Below are 18835 nucleotides of genomic sequence, written 5' to 3' on the forward strand. Positions count from 1 at the left end.
GACTGGTACGAGGCTGAAAAATACTGCAATTGGCTTGGCGTGGTCAGTGGTCTTCCATTCTCACTGCCCACTGAAGCCCAGTGGGAATACGCCGCCCGGAGCAGAGGGCAATTTATTGCCGTCGCCACGGATGATGGTATTTATAAGGTAACTGATGAGTTCTACAATCGCGATGGGAGTGGCGGTCCACGAGGTATTAATATTTCTACGATCCGAGATCGAAAGGAGTTTTCCAAGGCTATGGGATGGAAAGTTCAAAGTTTTACATCCCTCCCGGTTGATCGTTTTCCACCCAACCCATTAGGGCTGTATGCAATGTCTGATAATGGATTTGAATGGGTGAGTGACTGGTATGATCCTGATTATTACCACACCTCTCCTGTCCTGAATCCACAGGGTCCACCTGCGCCCGTTTATAAAGGAGAAGATACGGATAATAAGTATGCCAAGGTCCTGCGGGGTGTTGATTACGCCAACGCGCAATGGGGCGGAGGCTATAATGTTCGTCGCCGGTAGAGTCCACCTGATGCAATCACGAAAAATATGTTTATAGATAAAGATCGCCGTGTAATTACCGACAAAACTGCTCGCTGCGTTGTAAACAGCCCTGTTCCTGTCAGTCGAGATTAGGTCGTCATATTTGCAGATGTTTCAGGGCGAAAGCGCGTTATGCAAGTGATAAATGCGCCAAGGTGATGAGCGGTGTTGATTATGTCAATATACATTGGGGGAGGGTTTGATGCTCGACGTCGGTGTTGTACTCCACATGCACCGAGGCAAAGTTTTTAGCAGGAGAGAGATATTCGCGTAATTACCGATATAACTGCTCTTTGCGTCGTGAATACCCTGTACGTGTCAGTCCAAGATAAAACCCGAGTGGATGTGCAAACGTGCAGCTTGTCCAAGCGAACACGGTCGGTTTGTTGAATTGCGGTATTTTATCAACAGTTGGAATCGCAGGCCGAGGCGCTGAGTCTTGCTGGTGAGGCTTTTGCTAACGCTTGAATGCAAGGCATTCTGAAGGGTAATGCCAGTCAGTAAAGGCACATTGGGGCCGCTAGGCAGCCCCAAGTTGCTTAACTGATTTACCTGAAGATAGTTAACAGGGGTTGAAGCCGGCAGGGCCGATCGACCCTGAACACTCTCACCCTGCTTGGGCAGATTAGTCGCGGTACTCGCACAGGTAAGCGGTATCCACCTTCACCTGCAGTTGGAACTTGCTGTCGGCCGGTACATTGAACTTGTCGCCAGCTTTGAACGTTTCCCAGTTGTCGCTACCTGGCAGTTTCACGGTCAGGGCGCCGGACACCACGTGCATGATCTCGCGCTTGGCGGTGCCGAACTCGTATTCGCCCGGGGCCATCACGCCCACAGTGGCAGGGCCTTCTTCGCCTGCGAAGGCGATCGACTTGACGGTGCCGTTGAAGTACTCGTTGACCTGGAACATGGGCGACTCCTGAAACAATGGGGGTGAAAAAGGGCTGGCCAGTATGCCCAAGCCCATTCGCTCCGTCATCTGCTTTCAGGTGCCGTTCGCAGGCAGGCTCAAGGGCAGCAGGCGTGCGGTGTTGCGGGCATCCTCCAGGGCCCGGTGCTGCTGCCCGCAAAAGTGCATGCCCGCCAGTTGCAGCGCGCCATTGAGCCCGGCCGGGCGCTGCAGGTGGCGAGCCTTGGCGAAGCGCTGTTTGAGGTTGATGTGCGGCAGCTCGCGCAGCAGGCTGTCGACCTCATGCTGGCGCCATTCCTGCAACAGCTGTTGGCGGTCGTAGTCGCCCCAGCTGACCCAGGCCTGCAGCTGCTCGCGGTGGTGCCCCAGCCAGCGCTCGAAACGCTCCCACACCTCCGGGAATGCCGCGGCGCTGTCGACACTGGCCTGGCTGATGTGCGTAAGCTCGCGGCAGAATGGTGTCAGCTGCGGCCGGCGCCGGGGCCGCACGAAACGCTGGAAGTGATCCACTTCGCGGCCTTCTCGGGTCACCAGGCTGGCGCCGATTTCAATGATTTCCATCTCTGTGACCGGCCAGCCACCGTCATCGGTGGTGGCTTCCAGGTCGATCACCAACCAGTGGCCCATACCAGGCTCCCTCGCCATACATGCCAAAGCAGCGTAGCCAATGTCTGGCCACACGGCATCCCCTGGCAAAATGCCCTCACTTTGGCATAACCGGCAGTTGTGCCTCGTCGGGAAAACGCCTAGCTTAAGCGCAACCTAGGTATGAACCGTAATGAGCGTCCGTTTTGACTCCAGCGTCCGGCCTGAAGTTGCTCTCCACCTTGATGATGCTGGCTGCGGCCTGGCTGGCGGCGCCGGCGTGGGCCGACGGTGCCATTGATGTGAAGATCGGCGCTGCGCATTTCCCGCCTTATACCGTGCGCCCCGAGCAAGGCGCCGATACCGGCTTGCTGCCCCAACTGGTCGAGGCGTTGAACCGCTTGCAACCGGAGTATCACTTCGTCCTGGTGCCCACCTCCATCCAGCGGCGCTTTGGTGACTTCCAGCAAGGTCGCACAGACATGGCGATCTTCGAGAACCCCGAATGGGGCTGGCAGCAGATCCCTCACCAGACGGTGGACATGGGTCTTGAGGATGCCGAAGTGTTCGTCGCCAGGAAGACCAACGGCCGCGATCAGCATTATTTCGACAACTTGAGCGGTAAGCGTCTGGCGCTGTTCAACGGCTATCACTATGCATTTGCCAACTTCAATTCCGACCCCAACTACCTGCGCAAGACCTACAACGCAACGCTGACCTATTCCCACGACAGCAACCTGCTGATGGTCCAGGCCGGCCGCTCCGACATTGCCCTGGTGACGCGCTCCTACCTGAGCGACTTCCTGGCCCGCAACCCCGACAGCCTCGACCAACTGGTCGCCTCGCAGCGCATCGACCAGGTCTACCACCACTATGCGTTGCTGCGTCCTGGTGCCCCGATCACAGGTCAGAAGTTCGCCGAATTGCTGCGTCGTTTGCGCGAAAGCGGCGAACTGACGCGCATCTTCCAGCCCTACCGGATCACCGTCGCCTCGCCGAACGACTAAATTCCCCGGTCATGGCCACGTCCTCACCAATACCCCTTTCTTTCGTTATTTCGTGAGCCGAGACCATGCCGTTCGATGCCGCTTCGCAGCCCCTGTCCCGCCCACGCTGGCGCAGCCTCGATGCCGAGGAGGATGACTGCCGGTTGAGCCTGTCCCTTGAAGGGCGCCCATTGATCCAGCTGCGTCTGGAGCCGGGTGATCCGCTGCAAGTGCATGTGCAGAGCCTGTGTCCGGAGCGCCCGCTGCAGGCGTTATGGGCTGCCTGCTATTGGCTGCTGTCGCGCGATCCGGCTCGCCAGCGCCTGGCCGTGCATCTCGCTACCGGCGTGCCGGAGGCGCAAGCCAGCGGTTTGTTGCTGGGCAGCGAAGTGGCCGGCGTCTACCTGTGCGAGCGTACGCTGTTCTGGCAGTTGCCGCAGCCGTGGCTGGGTGCATCGAACCAGGGTGCCTACCCGCAGCAGATGCAGTTCAGCAACGGCAAACGCCACCCGCGCCGGGCACCCAAGCCGCACGGCGAGGTGTACCGCCGTTTCGATGCGCGGCTGGGGGCCTGGGTGTCGCTGCGTACCCTGGACGTCGACCAGGACCTTGAACGTTTCAATCGTTGGCAGAACAACCCCCGGGTCGAGCAATTCTGGCAGGAGGCGGGCTCACTGGAGCAGCACCGCGAATACCTGGCCAAGCTCGAAGCCGACCCGCATACCCTGACTCTGATCGGCTGCTTCGATGATCAGCCGTTCGCTTACTTCGAAGCGTACTGGGCCAAGGAAGACCGTATTGCGCCGTTCTATGCCGCGGACGACTACGACCGTGGCATCCACATGCTGGTGGGCGAAGAGACGCACCGGGGCCCGCACAAGGTCGCCAGCTGGCTGTCGGCGCTGGTGCACTACCTGTTCCTGGACGACCCGCGCACCCAGCGCGTGGTGGCTGAGCCCCGTGCCGACAACGCCAGGATGATCGGCTACATGCACGACCAGTGCTTCCATTGCGACAAGGAATTCGACTTCCCGCACAAGCGCGCGGCGCTGATGATTCTGGGGCGCGAGCGGTTCTTCGAGCGCTGCAAGCTGGTCTGAAATTGCCGGGGCGCCGGACCGGTCCGAAAGGGGTGCGAAGCGCCCCCAGCAATCTCAACTAAAACTCAGGCCTGCCGGTTGGCCGTCTTGCGGCAGTGCACCAGGGCATCGCGAATCATGAAGTTGACCAGCGTCGGTGAAACCCCCAGTTCCTTGGCAATGTCCTTCTGCGGCACGCCGTGCAGGCGGTACATCTCGAAGGCATAGCGGGTGCGCTGGGGCAGTTCGTTGAGTGCCTCGGCAATGTGCTCGAGCGCCGCCAGGTTGATGTGCGTGGCTTCGGGCGACGCATTCGGGATGACCACGTTCAGGCCTTCCTCTTCGCTGCCGGAATACTTCAGCTCCATTGCCTGCTTGCGGTAGTGGTCGATGGCCAGGTTGCGCACGATCTGAAACAGGTAGCTGAGCTGCGCCTTGAACGACGAGGTGATCTGCGGGGCGGCGCTGAGCCGGAAGAAGGCGTCCTGCACCACGTCCTCGGCGCGCGAGCGGCAGCCGGTGATGCGGGCCGCGATCTTGACCAGGATGCTGCGGTTGTCGACGAATGCCTGGAGTAATGGTGAATCGCACTTACTTGTGGATAGTTGTTCCGCCATGGAAATCACCTTGTCTCGAAGGGGAAAGGGAGCACCCCTGGAGGGGAAGCTTCCTACGACGTGCGACAAACTATTCAGAATGATAATGATTGTCAAATACGAAAGTTAATGAGTTTCTATTAGTTTCAGTTCTAAGGTGAGCGACGTGATGCAGTTCACTTTGCACCCCCGCTGACGCCGCTAATTTCCTGCCGCGCCCATCCGTTCCCCTGTGTACATCCGGCCGCTGCCCGCCAATTTTGTGCGCTGCAGGCAGCCCGACTTAACCAGACACTGGCAGGAACCCCCCATGACGGACGCCTTCGAACTCCCGCTCTCGCTGGTCCAGGCCCTGGCGCAACGCGCTGCGCAGACCCCGGACCGCATCGCCCTGCGCTTTCTGGCCGATGCCCCTGGCGAGCAGGCCGTGCTCAGCTATCGCGACCTGGATGCGCGTGCGCGCACCATCGCTGCGGCGCTGCAGGCCCGCGCCGGGTTTGGCGAGCGGGCCGTGCTGCTATTCCCCAGTGGCCCGGACTACGTGGCGGCGTTCTTCGGTTGCCTGTACGCCGGGGTCATTGCCGTGCCGGCCTATCCTCCGGAGTCGTCACGCCGCCATCACCAGGAGCGCCTGCTGTCGATCATCGACGACGCCGAACCGCGCCTGCTGCTGACCGTTGGTGCGCTGCACGGCAGCCTGCAGGATCTCGAAGCGCTGACCGGCGACCACGCCCCTGGACTGCTGGCAGTGGATGCGCTCGATCCGGCCTTGGCCGGGAACTGGCGCGAGCCGCAACTGAAGGCGGACGACATCGCCTTCCTGCAATACACCTCCGGTTCCACCGCCCTGCCCAAGGGTGTGCAGGTCAGCCACGGCAACCTGGTGGCTAACGAGCAATTGATCCGCGCAGGCTTCGGCATCGACCTCAATCCGGACGATGTGATCGTCAGTTGGCTGCCGCTGTACCACGACATGGGCCTGATCGGCGGGCTGCTGCAGCCGATCTTCAGTGGCGTGCCGTGCGTGCTGATGTCGCCGGGCTACTTCCTCGCCCGGCCGCTGCGCTGGCTGCAGGCGATCAGCGAGTATGGCGGTACCATCAGCGGCGGGCCGGATTTCGCCTACCGGCTGTGCAGCGAACGGGTCAGCGAGGCGGCCATGGCAGGCCTCGACCTGAGCCGCTGGCGCGTCGCCTATTCCGGCTCCGAGCCGATTCGCCAGGACAGCCTCGCCACCTTTGCCGACACGTTTGCCGCCTGCGGCTTCCAGCCGAGCAGTTTCTTTGCCAGCTATGGCCTGGCCGAAGCCACCTTGTTCGTCAGCGGCAGCCGCCGTGGCCATGGCATCGGTGCGCTGGAGCTGGACGCCGAAGCCCTCGCCGCCAACCGTGCCGAAGCCGGTCAGGGCACTGTGCTGATGAGCTGCGGCTACCCGCAGCCTGGCCATGCGGTGCGTATCGTCGAGCCTCAGCGCCTAGAGGTATTGGGCGACAATCAGGTTGGCGAAATCTGGGCCAGCGGCCCGAGCATCGCCCTGGGTTACTGGCGCAACCCTGAAGCCACTGCGCGCACCTTCGTCGAAATGGATGGCCAGACCTGGTTGCGCACCGGCGACCTGGGCTTCATGCACGATGGCGAAGTGTTCGTCACCGGGCGTCTGAAGGACATGCTGATCGTCCGCGGCCAGAACCTTTACCCGCAAGACCTGGAAAAAACCCTGGAACGTGAAGTCGAAGGGCTGCGCAAGGGGCGGGTCGCCGTGTTCGCGGTCAACGACCAAGGCGAGGAGGGCATCGGCGTGGCGGTGGAAATCAGCCGCAACGTGCAGAAGGCGGTAAAACCCGAGGCACTGATCAAGACCCTGCGCCAGGTGATCGCCGATGCCTGTCGCCAGGCTCCGGCCGTGGTCCTACTGCTCAATCCGGGTGCATTGCCGAAGACCTCCAGCGGCAAGCTGCAGCGTTCGGCCTGCCGCCTGCGCATGGATGATGGCAGCCTGGATTGCTATGCGCGTTTCCCGGTGGCTGCCACCCCGGTGGCAGGCGCAGCAAGCGACAACGACCTGCTGGCACGTATCGCCGGTATCTGGCGCGAAATCCTCAAGGTCGAGGCGATTGCCGCTGATGATCACTTCCTGCTGCTGGGCGGCAACTCCATCGCCGCCACCCAAGTCACTGCCCGGCTGGCCGATGAACTAGGCATCCCACTGAGCCTGCGCACCCTGTTCGAGGCGCCGACGCTGGCCGAGTACAGCGCTGGCGTGGCAGCCGTCCTTGCTGAAGGTGCCGGTGTCAGCACCGCGATTGCCACCTTGAACCGTGGCCAGGCCCTGCCGCAGTCGCTGGCACAGAACCGCCTGTGGCTGACCTGGCAGCTTGAGCCGCAATCGGCGGCCTATAACATTCCTGCCGGGCTGCACCTGCGCGGCGAGCTGGACGAAGCCGCACTTGAAGCCGCGTTCCAGGCGCTGGTCGCACGCCACGAATCGCTGCGCACAGTGTTCAGCGAAGCCGACGGGCAGGCGTTGCAGCGCGTCCTGCCGGAGCAGCCGTTCGCCCTTCAGCGCCTGGGCCTGGAAGGGCTGACGCCCGAGCAAGTGGTGTCGCGCCGCGAGCAAGAGGCGCAACAGCCATTCGACCTCACCCAAGGCCCACTGCTGCGCGTGACCCTGGTGCGCCTTGCTGACGAAGACCATCAGCTGTGGGTGACCTTGCACCACATCGTCGCCGATGGCTGGTCGCTGAATATCCTGCTCGACGAGTTCGCCAGGCTGTACGCCGCCCGTTGCCAGGGCCTGGACGCCCAGCTGCCGGCGCTGACATTGGGTTACGCCGACTACGGCAGCTGGCAGCGGCAGTGGCTGGCCGAGGGCGAAAGCGCACGCCAGCTGGCGTACTGGAAAACCGCACTGGGCGACGCCTTGCCGGTGCTCGACCTGTACCCGGACCAGCCGCGCGCCAGCCAGCAGCAAAACCGCGCCGCCCGCTTGAGCGTGAAAGTGCCGGCCAGGCTGGCCGACGCCCTCAAGGCCCTGGCCCGCGAACAGCAGGCCAGCCTGTTCATGGTCCTGCTGGCCGCCTGGCAAGGGCTGCTGCACCGCTATACCGGCCAGGGCGACATCCGTGTCGGGGTGCCCAATGCCAACCGCCCGCGCCAGGAAACCCAAGGCATGGTCGGCTTCTTCATCAACACCCAGGTGCTGCGTGTGCAGCTCGATGGCCGCCTGCCGTTCGCCCAGTTGCTGGCTCAGGTGCGCGGCACGACCCTCGATGCCCAGGCCAACCAGGACCTGCCGTTCGAGCAATTGCTCGAAGCCCTGCCCGACGCACGTGAGCAGGGCCTGTTCCAGGTCATGTTCAACCACCAGCAGCGTGACCTTTCAGCGTTGCGCCGCTTGCCGGGTTTGCTCGCCGAAGAACTGCCGTGGCACAGCCGCGAAGCCAAGTTCGACCTGCAACTGCACAGCGAAGAAGACCACCAGGGCCGCCTGAGCCTGGCCTTCGACTACGCCGCCGAGCTGTTCGACGCCAGCACCGTCAAGCGTATTGCCCAGCACCTGCTGGCACTGCTCGAGCAAGTCTGCGCGCAACCGCTGCTGCCGCTGGGCGATGTGCAACTGCTGGATGAGCAGGGGCGTCAGCAACTGCTGGCCTGGGGCGAGGCGCCTGTGCACGCCGCGCAGCGCCTGCTGGTCGAGCAGCTCAATGAGCAGGCGCGCCTGACCCCGCAGCGCATCGCCCTGGTGTGGGAGGGAGGCAGCCTCGGCTACGCCGAACTGCATCAGCAGGCCAACCGGCTAGCGCACTATCTGCGCGACAAGGGCGTTGGCTCCGACACTTGCGTGGCCATCGCACTGGAGCGTTCGCCGCAGCTGCTGGTCGGCCTGCTGGCGATCCTCAAGGCAGGCGGCGCCTATGTGCCGCTGGACGTCGACTACCCGGCCGAGCGCCTGGCCTACATGCTAGGCGATTGCCAGGCCAGCCTGCTGCTCAGCCACAGCAATCTGCTGGGCACGCTGCCGCAGGTCGATGGCGTCAGCGCCATCGCCCTTGATCAACTGCACCTCGACAGCTGGCCCAGCCAGGCACCGGGCCTGCACCTGCACGGCGACAACCTGGCCTATGTGATCTACACCTCCGGCTCTACCGGCCGGCCGAAGGGCGTGGGCAATACCCATGCGGCCCTGGCCGAACGCCTGCAGTGGATGCAGGCCCGCTATGCACTGGATGAAAGCGATGTGCTGATGCAAAAGGCACCGATCAGCTTCGACGTCTCGGTGTGGGAGTGCTTCTGGCCGCTGATCACCGGCTGCAAACTGGTACTGGCCGGCCCTGGCGAGCACCGCGACCCGCAGCGCATCGCCACGCTGGTGCAGCAGCATGGCGTGACCACGCTGCACTTCGTACCGCCGCTGCTGCAGGTGTTCATGCAAGAGCCTCTGGCCGCTGGCTGTAGCAGCCTGCGCCGGTTGTTCTCCGGTGGCGAGGCGCTGCCTGCGCAGCTGCGTGACCGCGTGCTGCAACTGCTGCCACAGGTGCAGTTGCACAACCGCTACGGCCCGACCGAAACCGCCATCAACGTCACGCACTGGCATTGCCAGGCAGCCGATGGCGAGCGCTCGCCGATCGGCCGCCCGCTGGGCAACGTACTGTGCCGGGTACTCGACGATGAACTGGAATTGACTGCGCCCGGCGTGCCGGGCGAGCTGTACCTGGGCGGTGCCGGCCTGGCCCGCGGTTACCTGGGCCGCCCGGGCCTGACGGCTGAACGTTTCGTGCCCCAGGCTGACGGCAACGGCGCGCGCCTGTACCGCAGTGGCGACCGCGCCCGTTGGCAGGTGCAAAGTGAAGCCTTGGAATACCTGGGTCGCCTCGATCAGCAGGTCAAGGTGCGTGGCTTCCGCGTCGAGCCTGAAGAAGTGCAGGCGTGCCTGTTGGCTCAGCCGGGTGTCGAACAGGCACTGGTGCTGATTCATCAGGACACGGTGGGTGCACAGCTGGTCGGCTACTACAGCGGCAGTGCACCGTCCGAAGCGTTGTTGGCCGCATTGGCCGAGCAACTGCCGGCGTACATGGTGCCGTCCCAGCTGATCGGCCTGGAGCATTTGCCGCTGGGCCCGAGTGGCAAGGTCGACCGCAAGGCACTGCCTGCGCCGGTCTGGCAGCAGCGCGCCCATGTCGAGCCGCAGACCGCATTGCAGCAGCAAGTAGCGGCCATCTGGCGCGAGGTGCTGAAGCTGCCGCAAGTCGGCCTGCACGACGATTTCTTCGCCCTCGGCGGCCACTCGCTGCTGGCCACCCAGATCGTCTCGCGCACCCGCCTGGCCTGTGATGTCGAGCTGCCGCTCAAGGCGCTGTTCGAAGCCAGCGAACTGGCCGCGTTCTGTGCGGAAATCGCCCGTATCCGCGCTGCCGGTGAGCGCAACCAGCAAGGTGAGATCGCCCTGGTCGACCGCCGCCAGGCCGTGCCGCTGTCGTACTCGCAGCAACGCATGTGGTTCATCTGGCAGATGGAGCCGGACAGCCCGGCCTACAACGTCGGCGGCATGGCGCGTTTACGTGGGGCGCTGCATGTGGATGCCTTCGAACGTGCCCTGCAGGCGCTGGTCGTGCGTCACGAGACCCTGCGTACCACGTTCCCGAGCATCGATGGCGTGCCGTACCAGTGCGTGGCCGATGACAGCCCGCTGCAACTGGACTGGCAGGACTTCTCTGCCCTGTCAGCCGATACCCGTCAGCAGCGCCTGCAACAACTGGCTGACGACCAGGCCCACCAGCCATTCGACCTGGAGCGCGGCCCGCTGCTGCGCGCCTGCCTGGCCAAGACCGAGGACCGTGAACACTACTTCGTGCTTACCCTGCACCACATCGTCACCGAAGGCTGGGCCATGGACATCTTCGCCCGCGAACTGGGCGAGCTCTATGAAGCTTTCGTCGATGAGCGCGAGTCGCCACTGGCGCCGCTGCCGGTGCAGTACCTGGACTACAGCGTGTGGCAGCGGCAATGGCTGGAGGGCGGCGAAGGCGCGCGCCAGCTTGCCTACTGGAAAGACCGCCTCGGCGATGAGCACCCGGTGCTGGCGCTGCCCGCCGACCGCCCGCGGCCTGCCGTGCAGAGCCACCGTGGCGAACTGTACCGCTTCGACCTCGACCCGGCACTGGTCGCCCGCGTGCACGCCTTCAACCACCAGCATGGCCTGACCCTGTTCATGACCATGACCGCCACCTTGGCCGCGTTGCTGCACCGCTACAGCGGCCAGCGTGACCTGCGCATTGGCGCGCCGGTGGCCAACCGTATCCGCCCGGAAAGCGAAGGCCTGATCGGCGCCTTCCTCAACACCCAGGTGCTACGTTGCGAGCTGGACGGGCAAATGACTGCCGCTGCCTTGCTCGAGCAGGTCCGCCAGGCCGCCATCGAAGGCCAGTCGCACCAGGACCTGCCGTTCGACCAGTTGGTCGAGGCCCTGCAGCCGCCGCGCAGCAGCGCCTACAACCCGCTGTTCCAGGTGATGTGCAACGTGCAGCGCTGGGCCTTCCAGCAGAGCCGCACATTGGCCGGCATGCAGGTGGATTACCTGGTCAACGACGCCAGCGCCACCAAATTCGACCTGTACCTTGAGGTCACCGACCTCGACGGCCGCCTGGGCTGTTGCCTGACCTACAGCCGCGACCTGTTCGACGAGCCGCGCATCGCGCGCATGGCCGAGCACTGGCAGCAGCTGCTGGTCGGCCTGCTCGACAACCCGCAGCAGCGCCTGTGCGAGCTGCCGATGCTGGCCGCTGCTGAGCAGCAAGTGCTGATCGGCCAGTTGCAGGGCGAGCAGGACTACGCCCCCGACCAGACCCTTCATGGCTTGTTCGCCGCCCAGGCTGCGCGTACGCCAGATGCGGGTGCATTGACCTTCGCCGGCCAGCACATGACCTATGCTGAGCTCGACCAACAGGCCAATCGCCTGGCCCGGGCCCTGCGCGATCGCGGGGTCGGTCCGCAAGTGCGGGTGGGCCTGGCGCTGGAGCGCTCGCTGGAGATGGTGGTCGGCCTGCTGGCCATTCTCAAGGCCGGTGGCGCCTACGTGCCGCTCGACCCGGAATACCCGCTCGACCGCCTGCGCTACATGATCGAAGACAGCCGCATCGGCCTGCTGCTGAGCCCGCGTGCGCTGCTCGAAAGCCTCGGTGAGTTGCCCGAGGGCGTGGCGCGCTGGAGCCTGGAAGACGATGCCGCGAGCCTGTCGGCCTACAGCGACGCGCCGTTGGACAACCTCAACCTGCCGCAGCATCAGGCCTATCTGATCTACACCTCCGGCTCCACCGGCAAGCCCAAGGGCGTGGTGGTCAGCCACGGCGAAATCGCCATGCACTGCCAGGCGGTGATCGACGCCTTCGGCATGCGCAGCGATGACTGCGAACTGCACTTCTACTCGATCAACTTCGACGCGGCCAGCGAGCGCTTGCTGGTGCCGCTGCTGTGCGGCGCCCGTGTGGTGCTGCGCGCCCAGGGCCAATGGGGCGCCGAGGACATCTGCCAGCTGGTGCGCGAGCAGCAGGTGAGCGTGCTCGGCTTCACCCCGAGCTATGGCAGCCAGCTGGCCCAGTACCTGGCCGGGCAGGGCGAGCAGTTGCCGGTGCGGCTGGTGATCACCGGCGGCGAAGCGCTGACCGGCGAGCATCTGCAGCGCATCCGCCAGGCCTTTGCCCCGCAGCAGTTCTTCAACGCCTACGGCCCGACCGAAACCGTGGTCATGCCGCTGGCCTGCCTGGCGCCGCAGGTGATGCCTGCCGATGCTGGCAGCGTGCCGATCGGCCGGGTGATCGGTGCCCGCGCCGCCTACATCCTCGACGAAGACCTGGCCCTGCTGCCTCAAGGCGGGATCGGTGAGCTCTACGTCGGCGGTGCCGGCCTGGCCCAGGGTTATCACGACCGCCCGGGCCTGAGCGCCGAGCGCTTTGTCGCTGATCCGTTCAGCCGTGACGGCGGGCGCCTGTACCGCACCGGCGACCTGGTGCGCCTGCGTGCCGATGGCCTGGTGGAATACGTCGGCCGTGCCGACCAGCAGGTGAAGATCCGTGGTTTCCGCATCGAACTGGGCGAAATCGAAAGCCGCCTGCAGGAACATGCCGATGTCGACGAGGCGGTGGTACTGGCCCTCGACCTGCCGGGTGGCAAGCAGTTGGTCGGTTACCTTGTTTGCCAGCAGGCCACCGCCGACAGCGAGGCTCAGGCCAGGCTGCGTGAAGCGGTCAAGGCCGATGCCCGTCTGCACCTGCCGGACTACATGGTACCTGCGCACCTGGTGTTGCTCGAGCGCCTGCCGCTGATGGGCAACGGCAAGCTGGACCGCCGCGCACTGCCAGCACCGGACCTGGAACAGGCGCGTCAGCATTATCAGGCGCCGGCCAATGAGCTGGAGGAGCAATTGGCGCAGGTCTGGGGCCAAGTGCTCAACAGGTCCCGTGTGGGTGTACAGGACAACTTCTTCGAACTTGGCGGCGACTCGATCCTGTCGATTCAGGTGGTCAGCCGTGCACGCCAGCTGGGCCTGCAGTTCACCCCGCGTGACCTGTTCCAGCACCAGACCATCCAGACCCTGGCGGCCGTGGTCAGCCGCAGCGCCGCGCCGAGCAGCATCGAGCAGGGCCCACGCGAAGGGCGTAGCGGCCTCACGCCGATTCAGCACTGGTTCTTCGACAGTGACCTCGCCCAGCCGCAGCACTGGAACCAGGCCGTGCTGCTGGAGGCGCGCCAGCCCTTGGACCGTGCAACTCTTGAGCAGGCTCTGGCCGGGTTGGTGGCGCACCACGACAGCCTGCGCCTGCGCTTCACTCAGGGGCAGGCGGCCTTCGCTGCGGTGTCTGCCGAACAGCTGTTGTGGACCGCCACGGTCGCCGACTTCGACGACTGCCAGGCGCTTTACACCGATGTGCAACGCAGCCTCGACCTGGAGCGCGGCCCGCTGCTGCGCGCCGTGCTGGTCAGTGACGGGCAGGGCGCCCAGCGCCTGCTGCTGGTGATCCACCACCTGGTGGTCGATGGCGTGTCCTGGCGCGTGCTGCTGGAAGACCTGCAGACGCTGTATCGCGGCCAGCCGCTGGCGGCCAAGACCCATGCCATGGCCGACTGGGCGGCGCGCCTGGCCAGCTATGCCGGTAGCGATTCGCTGCGTGACGAACTGGGCTGGTGGCAAGGCCAGCTCGGCAGCGCTCGCCATGAGCTGCCGTGCGACCACCCGCAAGGTGGCAACCTGCAGCGGCATGCCGAAACGCTGGCCATCGCCCTGGATACCGAGCAGACCCGGCAGTTGCTGCAACAGGCGCCGGCGGCCTACCACACCCAGGTCAACGACCTGCTGTTGACCGCGCTGGCCCGCACCCTGTGCCGCTGGCGCGGTGACCAGGAAGTGCTGGTGCAACTCGAAGGCCACGGCCGCGACGGCCTGTTCGAGGACATGGACCTGACGCGCAGCGTCGGCTGGTTCACCAATGCCTACCCGCTGCGCCTCGATCCGCAGGCTGGCGACGACGATGCTGCGCGTGGTACGTCGATCAAGCGCATCAAGGAACAACTGCGGCAGGTGCCGCACAAGGGGCTGGGCTACGGCGTGCTGCGCTACCTGGGCGATGCTGCCAGCCGCGAAAGCATGGCGGCGCTGCCCCAGGCGCGCATCACCTTCAACTACCTGGGCCAGTTCGATCAGCAGTTCGACGAGGCTGCCTTGTTCCAGCCGCTGGATGCACCGGCAGGCCTGGCTCACGACCTGGATGCCCCACTGCCGAACTGGCTCAGCATCGACGGCCAGGTCTACGGCGGTGCCCTGCAACTGCGCTGGACGTACAGCCGTGAACGCTACGACGCACGGACCATCGCGCAGCTGGCCGAGGCCTATCGCCAGGAGCTGCTGGCACTGGTCAGCCACTGCCTGGCCGATGGCAACGGCAGCTTTACGCCCTCGGACTTCCCGATGGCGCACCTGAGCCAGCAGCAGATCGACGCGCTGCCGGTGCCTGCCGCGCAGATCGAAGACGTCTACCCGCTGACGCCGATGCAGGAGGGCATGCTCCTGCATACCCTGCTGGAGCCGGGCACCGGCCTGTACTACATGCAGGACCGCTACCGCATCAACAGCGCCCTCGACCCGCAACGTTTCGCCCAGGCCTGGCAGGCTGTGGTGGCACGTCACGAGGCCCTGCGCGCGTCGTTCAGCTGGAATGCCGGCGAGACCATGCTGCAGATCATCCACAAGCCGGGCAATACGCCGGTGGACTACCAGGACTGGCGCGGCCTTGATGAAGCCGCCCAGGAGGCGCGCCTGCAGGCCCTGCACAAAGAAGAGCGGGAAGCCGGCTTTGCCCTGCTGCATGAGGCGCCGTTCCACCTGCGCCTGGTGCGGGTCGATGACGAGCGCTACTGGTTCATGATGAGCAACCACCACATCCTCATCGATGCCTGGTGCCGTTCGTTGCTGATGAACGATTTCTTCGAAATCTATCAGGCCCTCGGCGAAGGCCGACAGGCGCAGTTGCCGGTGCCGCCGCGCTACCGTGACTACATCGGTTGGCTGCAGCGCCAGGACATGGACGAAGCGCGCCGCTGGTGGCAAGCCAACCTGGCCGGCTTCGAACGTGCCACGGCACTCCCCAGTGACCGTCCGCTGCGCAACGACCACGCTGGCGACGGCATGGTCGTAGGCGATTGCTACACCCGGTTGGAGGTGAACGACGGCGTGCGCCTGCGCGAGCTGGCCCAGGCCCATCAGCTGACCATCAACACCTTCGCCCAGGCGGCCTGGGCACTGGTGTTGGCGCGCTACAGCGGTGACCGCGACGTGGCCTTTGGCGTGACCGTGGCCGGGCGCCCGGTGAGCCTGCCGCAGATGCAGCGCACGGTCGGCCTGTTCATCAACAGCATCGCCCTGCGCGTGCAACTGCCCGAACCGGGCCAGCGCCGCAGCGTGCGCCAATGGCTGCAAAGCGTGCTGGAACGCAACATGGAGTTGCGCGAGTACGAGTACCTGCCGCTGGTGGCGATCCAGGAGTGCAGCGAACTGCCCAAGGGCCAGCCGCTGTTCAACAGCCTGTTCGTGTTCGAGAATGCACCGGTGGAAACGGCGGTGCTCGACCACGCCCAGCACCTCAATGCCACTTCCGACTCGGGCCGTACCCACACCAACTTCCCGCTGACAGCGGTGTGCTACCCGGGTGACGACCTGGGCCTGCACCTGTCGTTCGACCAACGCTACTTCGACTACCCGACCGTCGAGCGCCTGCTGGCCGAGTTCAAGCGCCTGCTGCTGGCGCTGGTGCACGGCTTTGAAGGGGAGGTGAGCGATTTGCCGTTGCTCGGCGAGGATGAACAGCGCTTCCTGCTCGACGACTGCAACCGCACCGAGCACGCCTACCCGCTGGAGCAGAGCTACGTGGCACTGTTCGAAGCGCAGGTGGCTGCCCACCCGGAGCGAACCGTCGCCCGCTGCCTGGACGCAGCGTATGACTATGCCGGGCTGAACCTTGCAGCCAACCGCCTGGGCCATGCCCTGGTCGCCGCAGGCGTGGCCATCGACCAACCGGTTGCCTTGCTGGCCGAACGAGGCTTGCCGCTGTTGGGCATGATCGTCGGCAGCTTCAAGGCGGGCGCCGGCTACCTGCCGCTGGACCCGGGCCTGCCATCGGCGCGGCTGCAGCGCATCGTCGAGCTGAGCCGCACGCCGGTGCTGGTGTGCAGCGCAGCCTGTGCCGAACAGGCGCGCCAGTTGCTGGATGAACTGGCGGGCGTGGCGCGGCCGCAGTTGCTGGTGTGGGAAGAGGTGCAGGGCAGCAGCATCGCCAGCCACAACCCAGGGATTCACAGTGGGCCGGACAACCTGGCCTACGTGATCTACACCTCCGGCTCCACCGGGCTGCCCAAGGGTGTGATGGTCGAGCAACGCGGGATGCTCAACAACCAGCTGAGCAAGGTGCCTTACCTGGCCTTGAGCGAGCACGACGTGATCGCCCAGACCGCCTCGCAGAGCTTCGACATCTCGGTCTGGCAGTTCCTTGCCGCGCCGTTGTTCGGCGCCCGGGTGGAGATCGTGCCGAACGCCATCGCCCACGACCCGCAAGGTTTGCTGGCGCATGTGCAGGCCACCGGCATCACGGTGCTGGAAAGCGTGCCATCGCTGATCCAGGGCATGCTGGCCAACGATCATCAGGCGCTGGATGGCCTGCGCTGGATGCTGCCGACCGGCGAGGCGATGCCGCCGGAACTGGCTGCGCAATGGCTGCTGCGTTATCCGCAGATCGGCCTGGTCAATGCCTACGGGCCGGCGGAGTGCTCGGATGACGTGGCCTTCTTCCGCGTCGACATGGCCTCGACCCGCGGCAGCTACCTGCCGATTGGCACGCCGACCGACAACAACCGGCTGTACCTGTATGGCGAAGACCAGGCCCTGGTCCCGCTGGGGGCGGTGGGTGAGTTGTGCGTGGCAGGTACTGGCGTCGGCCGTGGCTATGTCGGCGACCCGGTGCGCACGGCACTGGCGTTCATCCCGCACCCGCACGGAGCGCCAGGCGAACGCCTGTACCGTACCGGTGACCTGGCGCGGCAGCGCCCGGACGGGGTGTTCGAGTATGTCGGGCGTATCGACCAACAGGTGAAGATCCGTGGCTACCGTATCGAACTGGGCGAGATCGAGGCGCGTCTCCACGAGCAGGCCGAGCTACGCGATGCGGCGGTGGGGGTGCAGGAGGGTGCCAATGGCAAGCATCTGGTTGGCTACCTGGTGGCACACCAGGGTGTACCCGCCGATGCCGCGTTGCTGGAGCAGGTCAAGCAGCGCTTGCGTGCGCAGCTTCCCGAGTACATGGTGCCGCTGCACTGGGGCTGGTTCGCCAGCCTGCCGCACAACGCCAACGGCAAGCTTGACCGCAAGGCATTGCCGGCCATCGAGATCGGCGGGCAGCACAGCCAGGCCTACCTGGCGCCGCGGGATGAACTGGAAACGGTGCTGGCTGGCATCTGGGCCGATGTGCTCAAGGCCGAGCGGGTCGGTGTGCATGACAACTTCTTCGAGCTGGGCGGGCATTCGCTGCTGGCCACGCAGATCGCCTCGCGGGTGCAGAAGCAGCTGCAGCTGAACGTGCCGCTGCGGGCGATGTTCGAGTGCAGCACGGTGGAGGCGTTGGCCGAGTACGTGCGTGGGTTGCAGGGGAGCGTGGTGGATGAGGCGAAGGCTGATCGGCTTAGCGACCTGATGGCTGAGCTCGAAGGGCTTTAAGTTGATTGGCTAGCCTGTTCTGGCCTCTTCGCGGGTAAACCCGCTCCCACAGGGTGAGGTGCACCTCAAGGGTAACGCAGTACCTGTGTGCGGGTTTACCCGCGAAGAGGCCGGCACAGAAAACCTGGAAGTCAGCGCTTACCGAGAATCTTGCCAAGCAGCTCCGGCCGCGGCGCGCCTTGCTGGCTCTGGAGGTTGCCCTGCTCATCCTGATAGAAAATCGCCGGGGTCGCCTGCAGCCCCATCTCTTCCATCAGCGCCATGTTCGCTGCCAGCTTCTGTTGCACGGCATCTGGCACCTTGTCCAGCGGCTTCAGGCTGCTTGCCTTGCCCGCTTTCTCATGCTCATGCAGGGCCTTGGCGGGGTCCTTGGCTGCCAGCAGGGCTGCCGATTTGCCCGGGCTGTCCTCGCGGATGATGCCGACCATGATATGGCGCAACTGCACCTTGCCCGAGTCGACCCACGGCCGTGCCTGCTCCCAGAACATGTTGCAGTACGGGCAGTTGGGGTCGCTGAACAGGTAAACCTTGCGCGGCGCACTATCCTTGCCGTCGGCGATCCAGGCGGTTTTCTCCATCTTTGCCCAAATCTCTTTGCTCATCGGCGCGTACACCAGCTTCTGCAGCGGCTCGGCGCTGAGGTCCTTGCCCTGTTCGTCGAACAGGCTGCCGACCAGTACGTGCTTGCCGTCGGGGGTCAGGTACAGCGCCAGGGCACTGTTCTGGTACTCGGCGGCGTAGCCGCGCAGGCCGTTGGGCGCATCGAAGCTGCCCTTGATCTCGGCGCCTTTGGCTTGCAGTTGCTGGATCGCCTTGGGCAGGTCTTCGGCCTGCACCAGCGGGGCGGCCAGCAGGGCCAGGGACAGGGGCAGCAGGGCAGTCAATCGCAT

8 protein-coding genes are annotated in these 18835 nt (G+C 64.8%); 4 read left to right on the forward strand and 4 right to left on the reverse strand.

The features are described from left to right. Positions 1-516 (forward strand): formylglycine-generating enzyme family protein (locus ACQKPS_RS24050; protein WP_427605742.1); only part of this gene is annotated, 516 nt, incomplete at its 5' end. A 646-nt stretch (positions 517-1162) separates the two neighbouring features. On the opposite strand, the gene ACQKPS_RS24055 is transcribed toward ACQKPS_RS24050, so the two are convergent. Further along, positions 1163-1447: a pyrimidine/purine nucleoside phosphorylase gene (locus ACQKPS_RS24055; protein ID WP_003259920.1), complete on the reverse strand. Its 285-nt coding sequence runs from the start codon at positions 1445-1447 to the stop codon at positions 1163-1165. Positions 1448-1522: 75 nt separating this feature from the next. Next, positions 1523-2074, reverse strand: coding sequence for an exonuclease domain-containing protein (locus tag ACQKPS_RS24060; RefSeq protein WP_054884095.1), 552 nt, complete (start codon positions 2072-2074; stop codon positions 1523-1525). A gap of 164 nt (positions 2075-2238) precedes the next feature. Here ACQKPS_RS24060 and ACQKPS_RS24065 point away from each other — a divergent pair, with 164 nt between their 5' ends. Beyond that, entirely contained in the window at positions 2239-3039 is an 801-nt protein-coding gene (locus ACQKPS_RS24065) for a transporter substrate-binding domain-containing protein (RefSeq protein ID WP_283725156.1), read from the forward strand. A gap of 65 nt (positions 3040-3104) precedes the next feature. Beyond that, complete coding sequence (locus ACQKPS_RS24070) at positions 3105-4118, forward strand: GNAT family N-acetyltransferase (protein ID WP_427605743.1); 1014 nt, start codon at positions 3105-3107, stop codon at positions 4116-4118. Positions 4119-4183: 65 nt separating this feature from the next. Here the strand turns inward: ACQKPS_RS24070 and ACQKPS_RS24075 are convergent, their stop codons facing one another. Continuing rightward, on the reverse strand, positions 4184-4714 hold the full coding sequence (locus ACQKPS_RS24075) for an RNA polymerase factor sigma-70 (RefSeq protein ID WP_079229034.1): 531 nt from the start codon (positions 4712-4714) through the stop codon (positions 4184-4186). Positions 4715-5003: 289 nt separating this feature from the next. Between ACQKPS_RS24075 and ACQKPS_RS24080 the strand changes: the two genes are divergently transcribed. Further along, positions 5004-17945, forward strand: coding sequence for a non-ribosomal peptide synthetase (locus ACQKPS_RS24080; protein ID WP_427605744.1), 12942 nt, complete (start codon positions 5004-5006; stop codon positions 17943-17945). Positions 17946-18076: 131 nt separating this feature from the next. Here ACQKPS_RS24080 and dsbG read toward each other — a convergent pair whose 3' ends face one another. Then, positions 18077-18835 (reverse strand): thiol:disulfide interchange protein DsbG, encoded by a 759-nt coding sequence (dsbG, locus tag ACQKPS_RS24085; protein ID WP_254484514.1) that lies wholly within the window; start codon positions 18833-18835, stop codon positions 18077-18079.

Source organism: Pseudomonas sp. NPDC086566 (assembly GCF_050280885.1).
In the GTDB taxonomy this organism is placed as follows: Bacteria; Pseudomonadota; Gammaproteobacteria; order Pseudomonadales; family Pseudomonadaceae; genus Aquipseudomonas; species Aquipseudomonas vlassakiae.

Excerpts from the sequence above, each read along its gene's own strand:
- ACQKPS_RS24055 (WP_003259920.1), bottom strand. The coding sequence starts at position 1,447 with ATGTTCCAGGTCAACGAGTACTTCAACGGCACCGTCAAGTCGATCGCC.
- ACQKPS_RS24060 (WP_054884095.1), bottom strand. The coding sequence starts at position 2,074 with ATGGGCCACTGGTTGGTGATCGACCTGGAAGCCACCACCGATGACGGT.
- ACQKPS_RS24070 (WP_427605743.1), top strand. The coding sequence starts at position 3,105 with ATGCCGTTCGATGCCGCTTCGCAGCCCCTGTCCCGCCCACGCTGGCGC.
- ACQKPS_RS24075 (WP_079229034.1), bottom strand. The coding sequence starts at position 4,714 with ATGGCGGAACAACTATCCACAAGTAAGTGCGATTCACCATTACTCCAG.
- ACQKPS_RS24080 (WP_427605744.1), top strand. The coding sequence starts at position 5,004 with ATGACGGACGCCTTCGAACTCCCGCTCTCGCTGGTCCAGGCCCTGGCG.
- dsbG (WP_254484514.1), bottom strand. The coding sequence starts at position 18,835 with ATGCGATTGACTGCCCTGCTGCCCCTGTCCCTGGCCCTGCTGGCCGCC.